General features: G+C 46.8%; 11 protein-coding genes and 1 riboswitch. Of the genes, 7 read left to right on the top strand and 4 right to left on the bottom strand.

Features of this window, described 5'->3' with window-relative positions; genetic code table 11:
• Positions 1-31: 31 nt before the first annotated feature.
• Positions 32-192, bottom strand: a riboswitch (cyclic di-AMP (ydaO/yuaA leader).
• Between the two features lie 607 nt (positions 193-799).
• The 5 genes from ahcY (at position 800) to AC5JLB_RS00230 (ending at position 6735) form a co-directional block, all read left to right on the top strand.
• Positions 800-2077: an adenosylhomocysteinase gene (gene ahcY / locus AC5JLB_RS00250; RefSeq protein ID WP_495871853.1), complete on the top strand. Its 1278-nt coding sequence runs from the start codon at positions 800-802 to the stop codon at positions 2075-2077.
• A 334-nt stretch (positions 2078-2411) separates the two neighbouring features.
• Positions 2412-3272, top strand: coding sequence for a C-phycocyanin alpha-cysteine-84 phycocyanobilin lyase subunit CpcE (gene cpcE / locus AC5JLB_RS00245; protein WP_495871852.1), 861 nt, complete (start codon positions 2412-2414; stop codon positions 3270-3272).
• Positions 3273-3634: 362 nt separating this feature from the next.
• Complete coding sequence (gene cpcF / locus AC5JLB_RS00240) at positions 3635-4288, top strand: C-phycocyanin alpha-cysteine-84 phycocyanobilin lyase subunit CpcF (RefSeq protein ID WP_495871851.1); 654 nt, start codon at positions 3635-3637, stop codon at positions 4286-4288.
• A gap of 293 nt (positions 4289-4581) precedes the next feature.
• Entirely contained in the window at positions 4582-5715 is a 1134-nt protein-coding gene (locus AC5JLB_RS00235; RefSeq protein WP_495871850.1) for a hypothetical protein, read from the top strand.
• Between the two features lie 45 nt (positions 5716-5760).
• Positions 5761-6735 carry an NAD-dependent epimerase/dehydratase family protein gene (locus AC5JLB_RS00230; RefSeq protein WP_495871849.1) on the top strand — a complete coding sequence of 325 codons (975 nt, stop codon included), beginning with the start codon at positions 5761-5763 and terminating at the stop codon, positions 6733-6735.
• A 26-nt stretch (positions 6736-6761) separates the two neighbouring features.
• Here AC5JLB_RS00230 and AC5JLB_RS00225 read toward each other — a convergent pair whose 3' ends face one another.
• Complete coding sequence (locus AC5JLB_RS00225; protein ID WP_495871848.1) at positions 6762-8609, bottom strand: sensor histidine kinase; 1848 nt, start codon at positions 8607-8609, stop codon at positions 6762-6764.
• Between the two features lie 367 nt (positions 8610-8976).
• Between AC5JLB_RS00225 and AC5JLB_RS00220 the strand changes: the two genes are divergently transcribed.
• Complete coding sequence (locus tag AC5JLB_RS00220) at positions 8977-10170, top strand: murein hydrolase activator EnvC family protein (protein ID WP_495871847.1); 1194 nt, start codon at positions 8977-8979, stop codon at positions 10168-10170.
• A 21-nt stretch (positions 10171-10191) separates the two neighbouring features.
• Here AC5JLB_RS00220 and AC5JLB_RS00215 read toward each other — a convergent pair whose 3' ends face one another.
• The gene (locus AC5JLB_RS00215; RefSeq protein ID WP_495871846.1) at positions 10192-10785 is read right to left on the bottom strand and encodes a Uma2 family endonuclease; all 594 of its coding nucleotides are present in this window, start codon (positions 10783-10785) and stop codon (positions 10192-10194) included.
• 715 nt (positions 10786-11500) lie between these two features.
• Here AC5JLB_RS00215 and argZ point away from each other — a divergent pair.
• Entirely contained in the window at positions 11501-13609 is a 2109-nt protein-coding gene (gene argZ, locus AC5JLB_RS00210; RefSeq protein WP_495871845.1) for a bifunctional arginine dihydrolase/ornithine cyclodeaminase, read from the top strand.
• Positions 13610-13675: 66 nt separating this feature from the next.
• On the opposite strand, the gene malQ is transcribed toward argZ, so the two are convergent.
• On the bottom strand, positions 13676-15226 hold the full coding sequence (malQ, locus tag AC5JLB_RS00205) for a 4-alpha-glucanotransferase (RefSeq protein ID WP_495871844.1): 1551 nt from the start codon (positions 15224-15226) through the stop codon (positions 13676-13678).
• Positions 15219-15587, bottom strand: coding sequence for a response regulator (locus AC5JLB_RS00200; protein WP_495871843.1), 369 nt, complete (start codon positions 15585-15587; stop codon positions 15219-15221). The genes malQ and AC5JLB_RS00200 overlap by 8 nt, the downstream gene beginning before the upstream one ends.
• Positions 15588-15976 lie beyond the last annotated feature (389 nt).

Here is a 15976-nt window from a genome sequence, read left to right as displayed (position 1 = left end):
AACAAGAGACACTGACGAGCCAAAAGCTCTTCAGTCCTCTCTCAATGCCGACGAAGTTAGCTGACGGGCTAGAGCTGGGAGATGCCCTCTAGGTAAAGTGCCATCACACAATGGCGTTCCTAGTTCGCCCCAAGAGTTGGTTCCTCCGCTTCAACCTTGCGAGCCTTATAGAGACTTGAACAACGCTGAATTAGGCTGACTGACTTCAGTTCAATCTCCGCGTAGAAGCAAAGATAGTTAAGGAAATTTAGCAAAGACGATCGCGATGCGTCAATCCCCCACAGGTTAAATTGGGCAGGTCTTAAAACACGCTGATTGAGACTACCGATTGAGCATTCTGTTTTAACTATTTTGATTACGAATAGATTATTCGCAGATTCTGAATAGTATTGAGAACGCTATTACTATATAAAGATTAACTCTTTCTACAATACATCTGTTAACTATTTCGTTAACAAGTAAGAATTGAATAGTCAAATTTTGTATTTCTGTTAAATCATAAAAGGACTTCAACGATTATATGAATGACTTTATGATGACTTGCTAGAGTTTGTGGACCGTTCTGTTAAATCGTCAATAAGCTTTGCTGCTCACCTTGACTTCAGAGGCGACTTCAATGCACTTTGTGTAGAGGAGTATTCCGAAGGAAGTACTTCTGCCTCTGATTTTGGCAAATCCTCTAAAAAACTTGAAGATCTCCGAGTTTTAGATGGCTTGTTTTGAAATTGCAGGCTAATTTGTTAAGAGGGATTTTACAGATCCCTATCTTTCATTTGATTTATCTAGAGGAATCGAATTCATGGTAGCGACTCCAGAGCGCTTGAAATACGAAGTCAAGGACATTTCTTTGGCTCCTCAGGGCAAGCAGCGAATTGAATGGGCTGGGCGTGAAATGCCTGTGCTGAAGCAAATTCGCGATCGCTTTGCGCAAGAGAAGCCGTTTGAGGGCATCCGACTCGTTGCTTGTTCTCATGTGACGACCGAGACTGCAAATCTCGCCATCGCCCTTAAAGCAGGCGGCGCGGACGCCCTTCTAATTGCCAGCAACCCATTGTCTACTCAAGATGACGTGGCGGCAAGCTTAGTCTCTGACTATGGCATTCCTGTTTTTGCCCTGAAAGGCGAAGACAATGCGACTTATCACAAGCACGTGCAAATCGCGCTTGATCACCGTCCGAATATCATTATTGATGATGGCTGTGACGTGGTTGCAACGTTAGTTCAACAGCGCAAGCATCAGCTTGAAGATATCATCGGAACCACTGAAGAAACGACGACTGGGATTGTTCGCCTCAAAGCGATGCTGCGCGATGGCGCACTGACCTTCCCAGCAGTCAACGTCAACGATGCAGAAACAAAGCATTTCTTTGATAACCGTTATGGGACGGGTCAGTCCACCCTAGATGGCATCATTCGGGCGACCAACATTCTGCTGGCGGGTAAAACCATTGTTGTTGCTGGCTACGGCTGGTGTGGCAAGGGTACAGCAATGCGGGCACGCGGCATGGGCGCTAACGTGATCGTGACTGAAGTCAACCCTGTTGCTGCGATCGAAGCGGTGATGGATGGTTTCCGAGTCATGCCGATGGATGTGGCCGCTACGAAAGGTGATATTTTCATCACCGTTACGGGCAACAAGCACGTGATTCGCGGAGATCACTTTGACTCGATGAAAGATGGTGCGATCGTCTCGAACTCGGGTCACTTTGACATCGAGATCGACCTCGAAGCGCTAAAAAATCGTGCCAGCGATGTGAAGACGGTTCGCAACTTCACCGAGGAATACAAGCTGAAGAGCGGTAAATCGGTTGTTGTGTTGGGCGAAGGTCGTCTGATCAATTTGGCGGCGGCTGAAGGCCACCCCAGCGCGGTAATGGATATGAGCTTTGCAAACCAAGCGCTAGGGGCCGAGTACCTGGTGAAAAACAAGGGCAAGCTGGCTCCTGATGTGTATCCTATTCCAACTGAGTTGGATCAAGAAATTGCGCGTCTGAAGCTGCAGGCGATGGGCTTTACCATTGATTCTCTAACAGCTGACCAGATTGAGTACACCAACTCCTGGATGACTGGAACCTAAATCAGCCGCAATTTGTATTGAGTTACGAATTGCTATCTTTGTTTGATATTTCTCTGAATCGGTATAAATAGGTTGCTTACAGCAGCCTATTTTTTGTGCCAATTTTTTGAGAACAAAAATCAGGAGTTACGAATTAGCAACGGATTTAAGGTACTTCTGGAGGCTTCGCTTGCGGATGTGACAGATTAGCAGGTGATTTAGTAGCCCATCCGGTTCTCACGAAAGTTTGGGGCGGTCGTTTGATAGATCCATCATCAAATCTAAAGCAAACCCCGGCCTGATCGAGTTAGACTTGTGCAGATCATAGAAATTGACGAATTTTCTGGAAAGTCACATGAGTGGTGAAGCAAATGACGGCATTGATTCTCCATCTGGGGGACATTTGACGATCGAAACTGCGATCGCAAACCTACGCGGTGAAGATCGGGGTCTGCGAATGTATGCTGCTTGGTGGCTTGGTAAGTTTCGAGTAAACGAGCCTGAAGCAATCGAGAGCTTAATGGTCGCGTTGGAAGATGAGTCCGATCGCACAGAGGCGGGAGGATATCCGCTCCGGCGAAATGCAGCGCGTGCGTTGGGGAAATTGCGCCATCCGTCAGTACCCAATATGGCTGTACCTTCCCTGATCAAAAGTTTAGAGTGCTCAGATTTTTATGTTCGAGAAGCCGCGGCTCAATCGCTAGAGCAATTGGGCGATCCGTCTGCGATTCCAGTATTGATGCGATTGCTCAACAATGAGGTTCCTGGAACGCTTCCTTCTCCAGTAGACTCTGATCTCGTCCAGCCTTACGATGCAATTTTAGAGGCGCTGGGGGAATTACATTCGACAACTGCTCCTTTTGATTCGAGCGAAGTGCAGCGTGCATTTACCAAGTTTCTTGACCATCCGATCGAGCGCGTTCGATACTCAGCGGCTCGCGCCCTGTACCAACTCACTCAAGATCGACAGTACGGCGATCTGCTGGTTAAGGCACTAGCGGGGCATAATTTGTCATTGCGTCGATCGGCATTAGCTGATTTGAGTGCGATCGGGTATCTCGCTGCTGCTGATGCGATCGCGCAAACGCTAGCAGAAAATAGTCTCAAGCTGATTGCGCTCAAAGGCTTACTCGAACACCAGGTTAAACAAACCCCACTGCCTGAGCTTTCGGACGGAGCGGTTCATGTCATGACCTTGATGGATTCGTTGCTTTAGCGGGCATCGGCACGTAATCAGAACTGTGTGTATAAGAATTGTAAGCGTCAGTTTTTAGAGTTTATTGTCTGAAGCGCTATTGCAATGCATTCACAATGAGATTGAATTTAGCTATATCGAATGTATTATCGAAATCAATCACAATACCGTAAATAATTAGCTCAACAAAAACTCAATAAAGCAACCGAAGCTATGGAAAATAGAACAGAATTAGTGACTTTAAAATGAAGACTCAAAATCTGCTGCGTCAGTTCTGCTCGTCTCTTGTTCATTTCCCTTGTTCAGTTTTCATAGTTGTCAGCATTGAGTAAGCCAGGTCAAATAGAATGGTTTATGTTCAGATTGCGCTTAAACCTTTTCTCATGACTGATCCTCAAGTCCTCCAGTTAATTCGTGCTGTTGACGACGCAGATTCCGCGATTCGTCTTTTACAAGCAGTGCAGGCATTGGCAGAAGTGGCCTCTGAAGCTGAAGTTCCAGTGCTGATTACCGCATTAGGCTACAACAATCCGGGGGCGGCTGTGGCAGCTGTAGATGGACTCATTCGCATTGGAGAACCTGCCGTTATCCCACTTTTAAAACAGTTGGATGACTATGACTATGGCGCTAGAGCTTGGGCAATTCGGGCACTAGCCGCGATCGCTGACCCACGCGCATTACCGACCTTGTTAGATGCCGCAAAAAACGATTTCGCGCTGAGCGTCCGTCGTGCCGCAACAAAAGGATTGGGAATTTCACGCTGGGAGCAATTACAACCTGATCAGGTGGAAAAAGCTCAGCTTCAATCGTTAGAAGCGCTCCTGATCGTTTCACAGGATCATGAGTGGATCGTTCGCTATGCGGCAGTCGTAGCACTGCAAGAACTTGCCCTCTTCAATACTCAATCCCCCTGGTTGGCTCAAATCGAAGCCCAACTTAACACCCTAGCAAACCAAGACGATAATGCTGCCGTTCGTGCCCGTAGTACACTCGCCCAACAGCGAATGGCCGCCGCTCGCAACGAAAGCAACTCTTAGCCTCCGTTCTGCCCTCGATCGGTTAGTCCTGTATGAATAATTTTGCGGCTACAGCATTCTGGATTAACGCCTCTGTAACTGATGATAGAGTGATAGCTTAGTACGCTGGGCAATAGTTCTAATTGTGGTTGAGTGTTTGTGCCCACTAAGGAGCATCGCTTAAAAATTAGAGTATGAATTGTTTATTGAATCGATTAAACTCCACAGTGAAGATTAATCACATTCAACATTGAATTCTGAATCAATGTGAATATGATTTTGAACTCAATCGATTGAACTAAGAGGATTGTGCCGTGAATTCTTCTAAACCTGTTCAAATCATCCCCGTTACAACTGCCCAACACCAAGAAATCTTTTTAGATGTGCCTGCGCGAGTGTATGCCCATGATTCAAACTGGGTTTCACCGTTGCGGAGCGACCTTATCAAAGAGCTTTCACCTGACTATCCGTTTCGCCAATATGGAGAGCTTCAGCCATTTATTGCGGTGAAGGACGGAGAAGGAGTAGGTCGAATTGTGGCGATGGTGAACCGACGATTGATTGAGCGTGAGGGAAACAACGTCGGACTGTTCGGTTTTTTTGAATGTATTAATGATGCCGCGATCGCAACGTCTCTCCTCAACTCTGCTTGCGATTGGTTACGCGATCGCGGCCTAACAGAGGTTCGAGGTCCGATCAACTTCTCGACTCAAAACTCCTGTTTCTTTCTGGTCGATGGCTTTGATTCACCGCCAATGGTGATGATGCCCTACAACCCGGCTTACTACCCAGAATTTATGGTGCGCGATGGCTGGCAGAAGGCGAAAGATGCTTACGCCTACAATCTGCCGTTAGACAAACCTCTATCGCCTGAATTTGAGAAGGGTTACAAAATTGCGTGCAAATCAGGAGTAACATTCCGCTCCATCCGAACTAAAGGAGATGACTTTACCCAAGATGCGATCAAGATGTACAAGCTCTACACAAAAGCATTTTCAGGCAATTGGAGTTCGACACCCCGAACGCAAGACGAATTTTTAGAACAAGCACAATCGCTACAAAGCTTAGTTGATCCAGATACATTTCCGATCGCAGAATACAACGGTGAAATGATCGGTTTTTTCATGAGTTTGCCGGACTATAACATTGCGCTAAAGCATGTAAATGGCAAGCTAAACTGGTTAGGCATTCTCAAGTTTCTGTGGTATCGCCGTCGAATTGATCAAGGTCGCGTGTTTGCGATCGCGTCGCTTCCCGAATTTCGCCGCAAATTAGTTCCGCTTGGATTAATTTATTTAGGATTGCAAGGCGCAGTTCAAAAAGGCAAACCTTACAAGCAAGCAGAACTATCTTGGATCTACGAAGACAATGCTCCATCCCGGAAATTGATTGAGGCGTCGGGAGGCACCATTTACAAGACGTACCGCATTTACGAAAAATCTTTGTGAAATTCTGCACATTTAAATCCACGATCGCGATACTAAAACACTGATATGAAGGCACTAGTTACAGGGGCAAATGGATTTACCGGATCGCATCTTGTCAAAGCGTTGCTCAAACGTGGCGATTCTGTCGTCGGAGTCGTTCGCAAATCCAGTAATCTTTCTCGCCTTGCCCAGTGTCCTATTGATTTCGTCTACGGTGACATCACTGACCGCGCTGCCCTGAATCAAGCGATGGCGGGTGTAGATGTTGTCTTCCACACGGCCGCTTATGTCGAACTTGGACTGGTCAATGCGGCTGAAATGGAACGAGTCAACGTAGACGGAACTCGCGCCGTTCTAGAAGCTGCACAATTAGCTGGCGTTCCTAAAATGGTCTATTGCAGCACAATCGGCATTTTTGGTGACACGGAAGGCAAAACGATCGATGAAACCTTCAAACGGGAACAGACCGGATTTTCCTCCGCCTACGATCGCACGAAATACGAGGCTCAGCAGCTTGTTGATCAAGCCGCCGCGAATGGCTTTCACATCGTCAGCGTGCTGCCTTCAGGAATTTTTGGCAGCGACGATCCACATTTCAAACCTGTGTTAACTTCGTTTCTCAAAGGGCGTCTGAAACTGTGGGCAGGGGGCGACAGAATTACTGGAATTGTTCATGTAGACGACTTAGCCAACGCGATGATTCTCGCTTCAGAGCGCGGACAAGCGGGAGAGCGCTACATCATTTCGGCAGGTGATCTCTCCACTCGTGACATGTTCGAGATTTTTAGCCAAGAAACTGATATTCCGCCCCCTCGCGAAGCTCCTAAATCCCTCGTTCGAGTGGTGGCTAACGTTTTAGATGTCGTAGGTCGTGTTTTCTCGTGGCAACCGCCGATTGACAAAGAACGGGCACATTATGTCTACGATCGCTGTGTGCGTGTCGATGCGACAAAAGCGCGACAACATCTCGGCTGGACTCCGCGATCGCCCGAAGAAACGTTGCGAGAACTCGTTCGTCCAGACTTAGAACGCTCTTTCTAAAAGTGGTTCACAAACACTCGGATAAACTAACGTGCAGACAGATGTTCAGGAAGTCTTTGTTCTGGCAAATGCACCGTGAACGTTGAGCCAACTCCGACTGTCGAGGTCACTTCAATCGAGCCACCGTGCAATTCGACTAACTGTTTCGTCAGGGCTAATCCTAATCCTGCGCCTTCATACTGACGATCGTAAGAGTGATCCAATTGCTGAAACGTTTGAAACAGTAGCGATCGCTGTTCTTCAGAAATACCAATGCCGCTATCTTCAACCTGCAAAATCGCTATGTTGTCATGAACATACGTGCGTAAGGTGACGCGCCCCTGCTCTGGCGTAAATTTAATCGCGTTGGTTAGCAGATTGATCAAAATCTGCTGAACTCGCTGAGGGTCGGCTCGAAACTGGACATCTACCTGATCTGGTTGAATCTTGAGATCAAGTTTGACGTGTTTGAGATCGGCTCGTGCTTGCAGCGCTTCAACGACATGGCGAGCAATCTGAGTCAAGGAAAATTCTTCAATCTCCAACGCCATCTTTCCCGCTTCAACTTCAGATAAATCTAAAATATTGTTGATCAGAGAAAGCAGGTGTTCACCCCGACTTTGAATCGTATGCAGGTACTCTTGCTGCTTTGATAGCGGCAATCCAGACTGCTGCGCCTGTTCCTGACAGCGCAGTAGAGTTGCTGCCATGCCAATAATTGTGGTTAACGGCGATCGCAGTTCGTGGCTCATCGTGGCTAAAAATTCTGACTTGGCTCGACTTGCCGATTGCGCCGCTATCAGCGTATCGCACAGAGCTTGCGTCCGCTCAAACACTTTCTGTTCAAGGGTCAGCGTTTGGGCGTGCAGTTTCGAGTACAAGTTGGACTGGTGAATGGCGATCGCAAGATGTTCTGCAATTTGATGCAGAAACGCTTTCTCGTTTTCTTGCCAGTCTCGCGCTGTGAAACACTGATGGGCAATGAGCAATCCCCATAGGTTGTCCTGAACCACAATTGGCGTGACTAATTCTGCCCGTACTTGTGCTTGAGGGGAGAGCTTGAGCAACTGCTGCGTCTGAGAGGAGATTTGACCATCGACGATCGCCCAAGTCAGATCCTTTCGATGAGTGCTCCAGAGGTGCTGCGTCTGATCGCCGTCGTCTTTCACAAGGTGAAGCACTGAAGGAACGGTGTCACTTCTACGGGATTCGTAAGTAATTCCGTCTAACTTGGGAATGGTCTCATGCGCCGGAATTTGAGGTTCGGAAGACAGCAAGCAGGACGGAGCCGAAATATCAAGCTGATAAATGATTAGCCGATCGGCGTTTAAAAACTGACGCACCTGCTGAACGGCTGTTTCAAGAATCACAGGTAACTCTAGGCTCTGGCGAATTAATGAGGTCACTTTATGGAGTAAGCGCTCTTGTTCAACTTGCTGTTGCAGTGGTGGTTCAACGAGAACAGAGCCTGACTGTTCAACAGTCGGCGCAAACAACGTTTCAATCAGTTGCAGCGTAAATTGACTTTGAAGCTGAGGGTCGTTTGGCTGTAAATGCAGCATCGCATTAGCAATCTGCTGTCTTAGAAAGGAATGCTCTGACAGATCAGAAGCGAGAGTAGAGAGAAAAAGCGCGATCGCGATCGGATCAAACGTTAGCTGCAATTGGCAGGCATTTTCTGACGCGAAGGGCACAGAGTTGCCTTCTAGGAGCGCATTAAACCCCGAAGAAACTACAGCAACAAAACTGTCAGTCTGCTGTTCTAAACCTTCTACATTTGACTCGGTCAGAATCAGAGCGTTTGGCTCACCCATCTGCTTGAGTAAGCTGCCGACTTGATAGAAATGACTCCAAGCAAGGATGCGGTGAACGCTACGAGTCTGGGAGCTATGCATATATGGTACAGATCAGATGGCGTGAAGATATGCCCGCTTAATTGCCAATTAAACCGATATATCTCTGAATTACTTTTTAATAATCGGGCGAGATGCCTACCGAAAAGGAAGTTCAACTTGGTTGAAAAGGTAATTTTTATATCAACGCTTCTGAAAAAGCCCTACTGCTTATTATGCGACACAATCTTCTGCTACACACTATCTCAATCTATAGAAATCATGTGATTAGTTTGCCAAGCTGCAAGGGATCACGAGGACGTGACGAAAACAAACGGTTGATACTACTGACTCAATTAAGAAGATCGTGCCTAAGCAGAAATTGCGGTCATAATAATGTTTGATTTGATAACGGCTAAGCTACGTAAAAATGCTGAATCGCTCATCGACAAACTTTAGGTATCTGCTGTGGAGCATCATTTGCTGCATTGGCATTTGGATGATTGTGACGGCACTCCCTGCCGGATCACAAGAAACAATTGATACGTTAAAACAAAAACAACAGCATGTCGATCAGCAGCGATCGCTGGTACAAAAAGAGCGCGATCGCGTTCAAAAACTTGAAACAAAAGCGCAAGGAGATTTGAAGGGTATTCGTAAGACGATTCAAGCCACGAGTAGCCAAATTCAGACGAGTGAAGCAAAACTCAAATCTACAACTAATGCTTTAAAGAAATTAGAGCGATCGCTTGATGGGGCAGAAAAAGTGTATCGCAAGCGCCAGTCTGCTACAATTTCACGCCTACGATTTTTGCAACAGCAGCAGGGTGCAAGCGGTTGGGCGGTATTGCTTGAGAGCCAAAACCTAAATGATTTTCTCGACCGGCGTTATCAACTGAAACGGGTGTATCAAAAAGACCGTAATATTCTGACCAACCTAAAAACTAACGCCGATCGGTTGGATAATCAGCGGACTCAGGTAGAGCAGACCAAAAACGATATTGATCTGATTACTCAAGAACTCCACGCACAAAAATCAGAGTATGAGCAGCAGGCAACCTATCAAAATCAAGTGGTGAATCGGCTGAGAAGCGATCGTCGTGCCCTCGAAGCCGCAGAAGCACAACTGGCAAAAGATTCTCAAGGCATTAGTGAGTTGATTCAACGACGGGTTGCCGAAAATCAAAGACGCCTTGCGGCAGAACGCGCCAAAAATGGTGATGTGTCGGTTGTGCTAGGAACAGAACAGTTTGTATTTCCCAGCGATGCGCCGATCAGTAGTTCCTTTGGTTGGCGAATGCATCCTATTTTGGGCTACCAAAAATTTCATTCTGGAATGGATTTTGCTGCGGACTACGGGAGTACAATTCGGGCTGCCGATCGCGGAACCGTTATTTTTGCCGGATGGTATGGTGGCTACGGAAATGCGGTGATTATCGATCATGGCAACGGCATCACGACGCTTTATGGACATTCTAGTGAACTCTATGTGGCGGAAGGGCAATCGGTTGAGCGCGGACAAGCGATCGCGGCAGTAGGCTCAACCGGATTATCAACTGGGCCTCACCTCCATTTTGAAGTCAGAAAAGACGGTGAACCGACCGATCCAGCAGCTTACCTTTGATGAATCTTGTCTTGATGACTCTCAACTGAAAATTCGATTGACCGTGCAGTTGAATCCAGGCAGTAGCGGAGACACAATTTGATCACCAGAAAGTAGCGTCGTCGCTAAAACAAGGGCAACGTTTTCACGTCGGTAAATTTGAATTTGCTTCAGTTCAAGATCAACAATCCAGTACTCCTGAACACCCTGAACAGAGTAAAGACGCAGTTTTAGCTGTCTATCCCGTCGGTCATTCTCGGCTCCTGGAGATACAACTTCAACGACTAACTCTGGTGCGATCGTCAGATGCTCTGCTCTATCTAACGCTACCGATAACCGCTCCTTACTGATCCACACGACATCAGGAATCACATTATCGCTGTCAGTAAAAATGATGCCCGCTCCAGGCACAACCTCTCCTAACCCCGTCTCATCTGACCAAAACTCCAGCACACTACAGATTCTACTAATTGCTCTTTGATGAGTCCATCTGGGCGCACGAGTCACAAGTAATTCTCCATCAATAATTTCGTAGCGCTTACCGTTCTCTGGAAGTAGCTCTAGATCGGCAGTTGTCCAATGCATCCGCGCCTCTGTCTGACCTGCTTCTGTTTGGTTGACTTCTAGCTGACTCATCGCTAATTCACCAAATCACTAGCTTTAGTATAAAGAAAACAGACAAATAGACATTTACTAAGTTAGGACTTACGTGCTCAGTGGCATCACGACACTGAACCTTAAACGATATTGAACCTAGACTCAATCATAGAAGCAACATTCCCCACGCTAGAAGCAAGGTTTCTCCCACTAGAAGCAACTTTCCTTTCACCAGAAGCAACTTTCTTTGCGACGGAAGCAACCTTACCTTACGCCAGAAGGAGAGTTCCTTACGACAAAAGCGACCTTCCTTACAGCAAAAGCAACCCTTCCTTCCACCAGAAGCAGCTTTCCTTGAGGTAGAAGCAATCTTCCTTGCGACGGAAGCAATCTTCCTTATGCCAGAAGCAACCTTCGTTACGATGGAAGAACCCTCGTTACCAAAGAAACTCTGTTTGTAGAGACCTGTGGCTGCACTTATAGCATCGAAACGATTTATGTAAGTCCTATGAGGGGTTAATCACGACTTCTAGACTGAATGCGATCCTTCAGAGCCAATTGCAGCTTCTAAATATTGCGCTATTCTTCTCACGCGATCGACATCAAAACTCTGCAATTTGCTCAAACTGTAAAAATGAGTTCTACAGAAGTCTAATGTTCTCATGACATACGGCTTTAGCACTTGTAGGAATGCCTCTTTTAGCAGCCTATAATGCTATGTCGCGTTCATTGCACAATCACCCAAGATCTCTCTATGACTTCATCCCTTCGCTTCCTTATGTGCGCGCCCGACCATTACGACGTGGATTATGTCATTAATCCTTGGATGGAGGGCAATATTCACAAATCGTCCCGCGATCGCGCCGTTGACCAGTGGCAAAAACTACACAGCGTCATTAAAGATCATGCGATCGTCGATCTTGTTAAACCTCAAATTGGCGTTCCAGATATGGTATTTACTGCCAACGCTGGCTTGGTGTTGGGCGACGTTGCCGTTTTGAGTCGCTTCTTTCACAAAGAACGGCAAGGGGAAGAACCGTTCTTTAAACAGTGGCTTGAAGAGAATGGATTTACAGTGCATGAATTGCCGCCAGAGTTGCCGTTTGAAGGCGCGGGGGATGCATTGTTCGATCGCGAAGGTCGGTGGTTGTGGGCAGGCTATGGCTTTCGCTCTGAACTGGATTCTCATCCCTACCTAGCAAAATGGCTGGATGTAGAAGTGTTGTCATTGCGGTTGATGGATGAGCGTTTCTACCATTTAGATACGTGTTTCTGTCCGTTAAAAAACGGATATTTACTCTACTATCCCCCTGCGTTTGATGCGTATTCTAACCGCTTAATTGAAATGCGGGTTCCTGCTGAAAAGCGGATTGCTGTTGCCGAAGCGGATGCAGCGAATTTCGCTTGTAATTCGGTCAACATTGATGATGTAGTCATCATGAATCAAGCGAGCGATGACCTTAAAAAGCGCGTTGCTGAAGCAGGATTTCGCGTGATTGAAACGCCATTGACAGAGTTTCTCAAGGCGGGTGGTGCAGCAAAATGCCTGACTTTAAGAGTGACTGAACCTGTACGAGTAGAGCTTCACGCAAGCGCGACAATCGAAAGCCGGACAATTCGGTTGGAGGGTCACTTGCTGGATTCAGGCTTGATTAATCGCGCTTTAGATGTTGTGGTTGAGGCGGGTGGAAGTTTTCAAGTCCTCAACTTTAACTTGGGGGTGCAGCGGCAGAGTACCTCTTCAGCAGACGTCAAGGTGACGGCTCCATCGCATAGTGTGATGGAAACGATCATGTCTCAATTGATCGACTTAGGTGCACTGCCTCCGCCTCAAGAAGTGTGTGATTGCCTTCTTGAAGCTGTCGCTCAAATTGGTGTTGCGCCCGATGATTTCTATGTGACTACGATCTATCCAACTCAAGTGCGCATCAACAACGAGTGGGTCACAGTAGATAAACAGCGCATGGATGCCGCGATCGCGGTGTCTGCCGATTCTAAAACTGCTGAATGTAAACTGTTGAGAGATTTGCAAACGAGCGATCGCGTTGTCGTCGGCGTCGAAGGAATTCGGACGATCCGCAAACCCGAATCTCGAGAACAGCGCAATACTCAAGAATTTAGTTTTATGGGTGCAGGCGTGTCGAGTGAACGCCGAGTGGAGTTAGTGGTTGAACAAATCGCTTGGGAACTGAGACAGATTCGCGATCAGGGTGGGCGCGTCGTGGTGAGCGCAGGTCCAGTCGTGATTCACACAGGCGGTGGCGAGCATCTCGCTCATTTGGTTCGTGAAGGATATGTGCAGGCGTTGCTCGGCGGCAACGCGATCGCGGTTCACGACATGGAACAGTCGCTCATGGGCACATCGCTGGGGGTAGATATGCAGCGGGGCGTCTCGGTTCGCGGTGGGCATCGTCACCATCTTAAAGTGATCAATACCGTTCGCAGATATGGCAGTATTGCCAAAACCGTTGAAGAAGGTGTTCTCGACAAGGGGATTTTCTACGAGTGCGTTCGTAATCATGTTCCATTTTCATTAGCGGGATCGATTCGAGATGACGGACCGTTACCAGATACGCAGATGGATTTGATGAAAGCGCAAGAAGATTATGCTCGTCTGATTGCTGGAGCTGACATGATTTTAATGTTGTCTTCCATGTTGCACTCCATTGGGGTTGGAAATATGACTCCTGCTGGAGTAAAAATGGTGTGTGTCGATATCAATCCTGCTGTTGTGACAAAACTCAGTGATCGCGGCTCTGTTGAATCTGTAGGCGTTGTAACCGATGTAGGCTTGTTCCTTAGCTTGCTAATTCAGCAGTTAGATAAACTTACAAGTGCTTATCAAATGGCTCAACGAGTCTAATTAGGAAAGACACGATCGCAAACCTGTTAGGCTTGCGATCGTGTCTCTATTCCAACCTATCTATTCTTAGGTTGCGATGCGATTGGTTTGCTCGGTCAACTCTAAAAGCTGCTTTGACAGCTCTAGTGTGAGCATTTCAGAACTGAGATACCGCCAGCGCCAATTTCCTGCATTCTGGCTTGGGTCATTCATTCTAGCCGTGTGATCAAGCCCTAGAATATCTTGTAATGGGATGATAGCTAGACTGGCAGTTGATGCCATTGCAGTATGAATCATTTGCCAATGAATAATCTCTGAAATTTCCTCGGCTGAATCATGACCTAGGTAGCGCAAAACATTTTGCTTCTCTTGATCACTTGCCTTTCCCCACCATCCGATCGCGGTGTCATTATCATGGGTTCCAGGATAAACGATTGAATTGGGAACGTAACGAGTGGGTAGATGAACATTGTTTGGATCGCCATCAAACGCAAACATTAAAATTCGCATTCCAGGAAACTCAAAGCGATCGCGCAACTCCTCAACCTCTGGAGTGATAATCCCTAAATCCTCCGCCATGATCGGTAGAGTTCCAAGCTTTTCTTTCAAAGTTTCAAAAAACTCGATTCCCGGTGCTTTCACCCACTCTCCATTCATGGCTGTTACTTCCCCGGCTGGAACTTGCCAATAGGCCTCAAATCCACGGAAGTGATCAACCCGAACAACATCGACATATTGTAAGGTTGCTTGAAAACGCTTAATCCACCAATCAAACTTGGTTTCTTGCGATCGCGGCCAGTCATAAACAGGATTCCCCCAAAGCTGACCCGTCTCACTAAAGTAGTCGGGTGGAACTCCAGCAATAAAGGCAGGCTCTAACGTTTCTGGATCGAGTTTAAATAGCTCAGGATTTGCCCACACATCAGAGCTATTGTGGCAGACGTAAATTGAAACATCGCCGATAATGCTGATATTTTTCTGGTGAGCATAGTCTCTCAACGCCGACCATTGCTGAAAGAATTTAAACTGCGAGAACTTATAGAACTGAATTTTTGTCTGGAATTTCTCTTTTTGTTCACGAATTGCATCAGGATCTCGTCGTGCGATCGATGTCTCCCACTTTGTCCAAGGCTCCCCTTCATGCGCCTCTAAAAGCGCCATAAATAAAGCAAAGTCGTCTAGCCAGTAAGCCTGCTCCTGAGCAAACTGCTCAAATAGAGTGTCTGGCTTAAAGCGAGAGTACGCTAGCTCAAGTAACTGAATCTTGTAAGGAACAACCTGATCGAAATCAACGCGATCCTTCGGAGCTTCGCGGAGCGAATCGCTATTTGAAAGCGGCTTCAACTCCTCTCGACGCAGCAAGCCCTCTTCCATCAATCGTTCTAAATCAATCAGCAGTAGATTTCCTGCAAATGCACTAAAGTTCATAGTGTAAGGTGAGTGTTCGTACCCTGTCGGTGCTAAAGGTAGAATCTGCCACCAGGCCTGACCACTTTGCTCTAAAAAATCAATGAACTTATAGGCTGCCTTGCCTAAATCTCCAATTCCAAATTGGCTAGGTAGACTAGTTGGATGCAATAAAACCCCACTACTTCGCTTAAAAGTCGTCCTAGGAACTACTGTCTCAATATTACTCATCCTGATCTAATGCAGCTTGTACTTGCATCACTAAACTATCTACCTCTACAGGCTTACGAATGACTCCAGTAAATTGAACCGGATCATTGATCGCAGCCGCAGGAGAATCGTATCCCGTCACGAATAAAATTGGAACCGAATCAAGCTGATGATTTTGGCGGATTCGATGAGCAACTTCATACCCACTCATGCCCGGCATCATGATGTCTAGCAATACTAGATCTGGCGGTGCAGATTCCATTTTGACAAGAGCTTCCCAACCGCTATCAGCAACGTCTACCTGATAACCCTCGCACTCCAGAAGAGTTTGAAGCAAAAAAGAATTATCAGCCACATCGTCCACAACAAGAATGCGAGTCATACCCAAACCTAGCCAAGCTCGATGAGCGCTTCGTCAAAAACTTTGAAACTGATCTCAACTCTTCATATTGTGCTAACGCTTACTGCTCCACTGCCTCTAGCATGGGAAAGATTATTTGGGATGATTCTTCACCTCAACACTAAGAAGGACTACTCTCCTATCTGAAGCTTATGGAGGCGTTGAAATTATTAAACCTGCGATCGCGGTCACGCCCATCACCAGAACCCAGCGTCTTCCATTCTTCCACTATGGGTTAATCGGTTTAGTAACTGCCCAATCTGTTTCTGAGCTTATGTTTGAGCTTATCCATTGTCTTTTTCCAATTTTCTTGCAGGAACAGCTTGACACCCTTATATTTCTATTGTTATATTGGTCAAGCGGTCGAGAGG

Source organism: Myxacorys chilensis (genome assembly GCF_059505265.1).
This window is presented reverse-complemented; position numbering and strand designations above follow the sequence as displayed.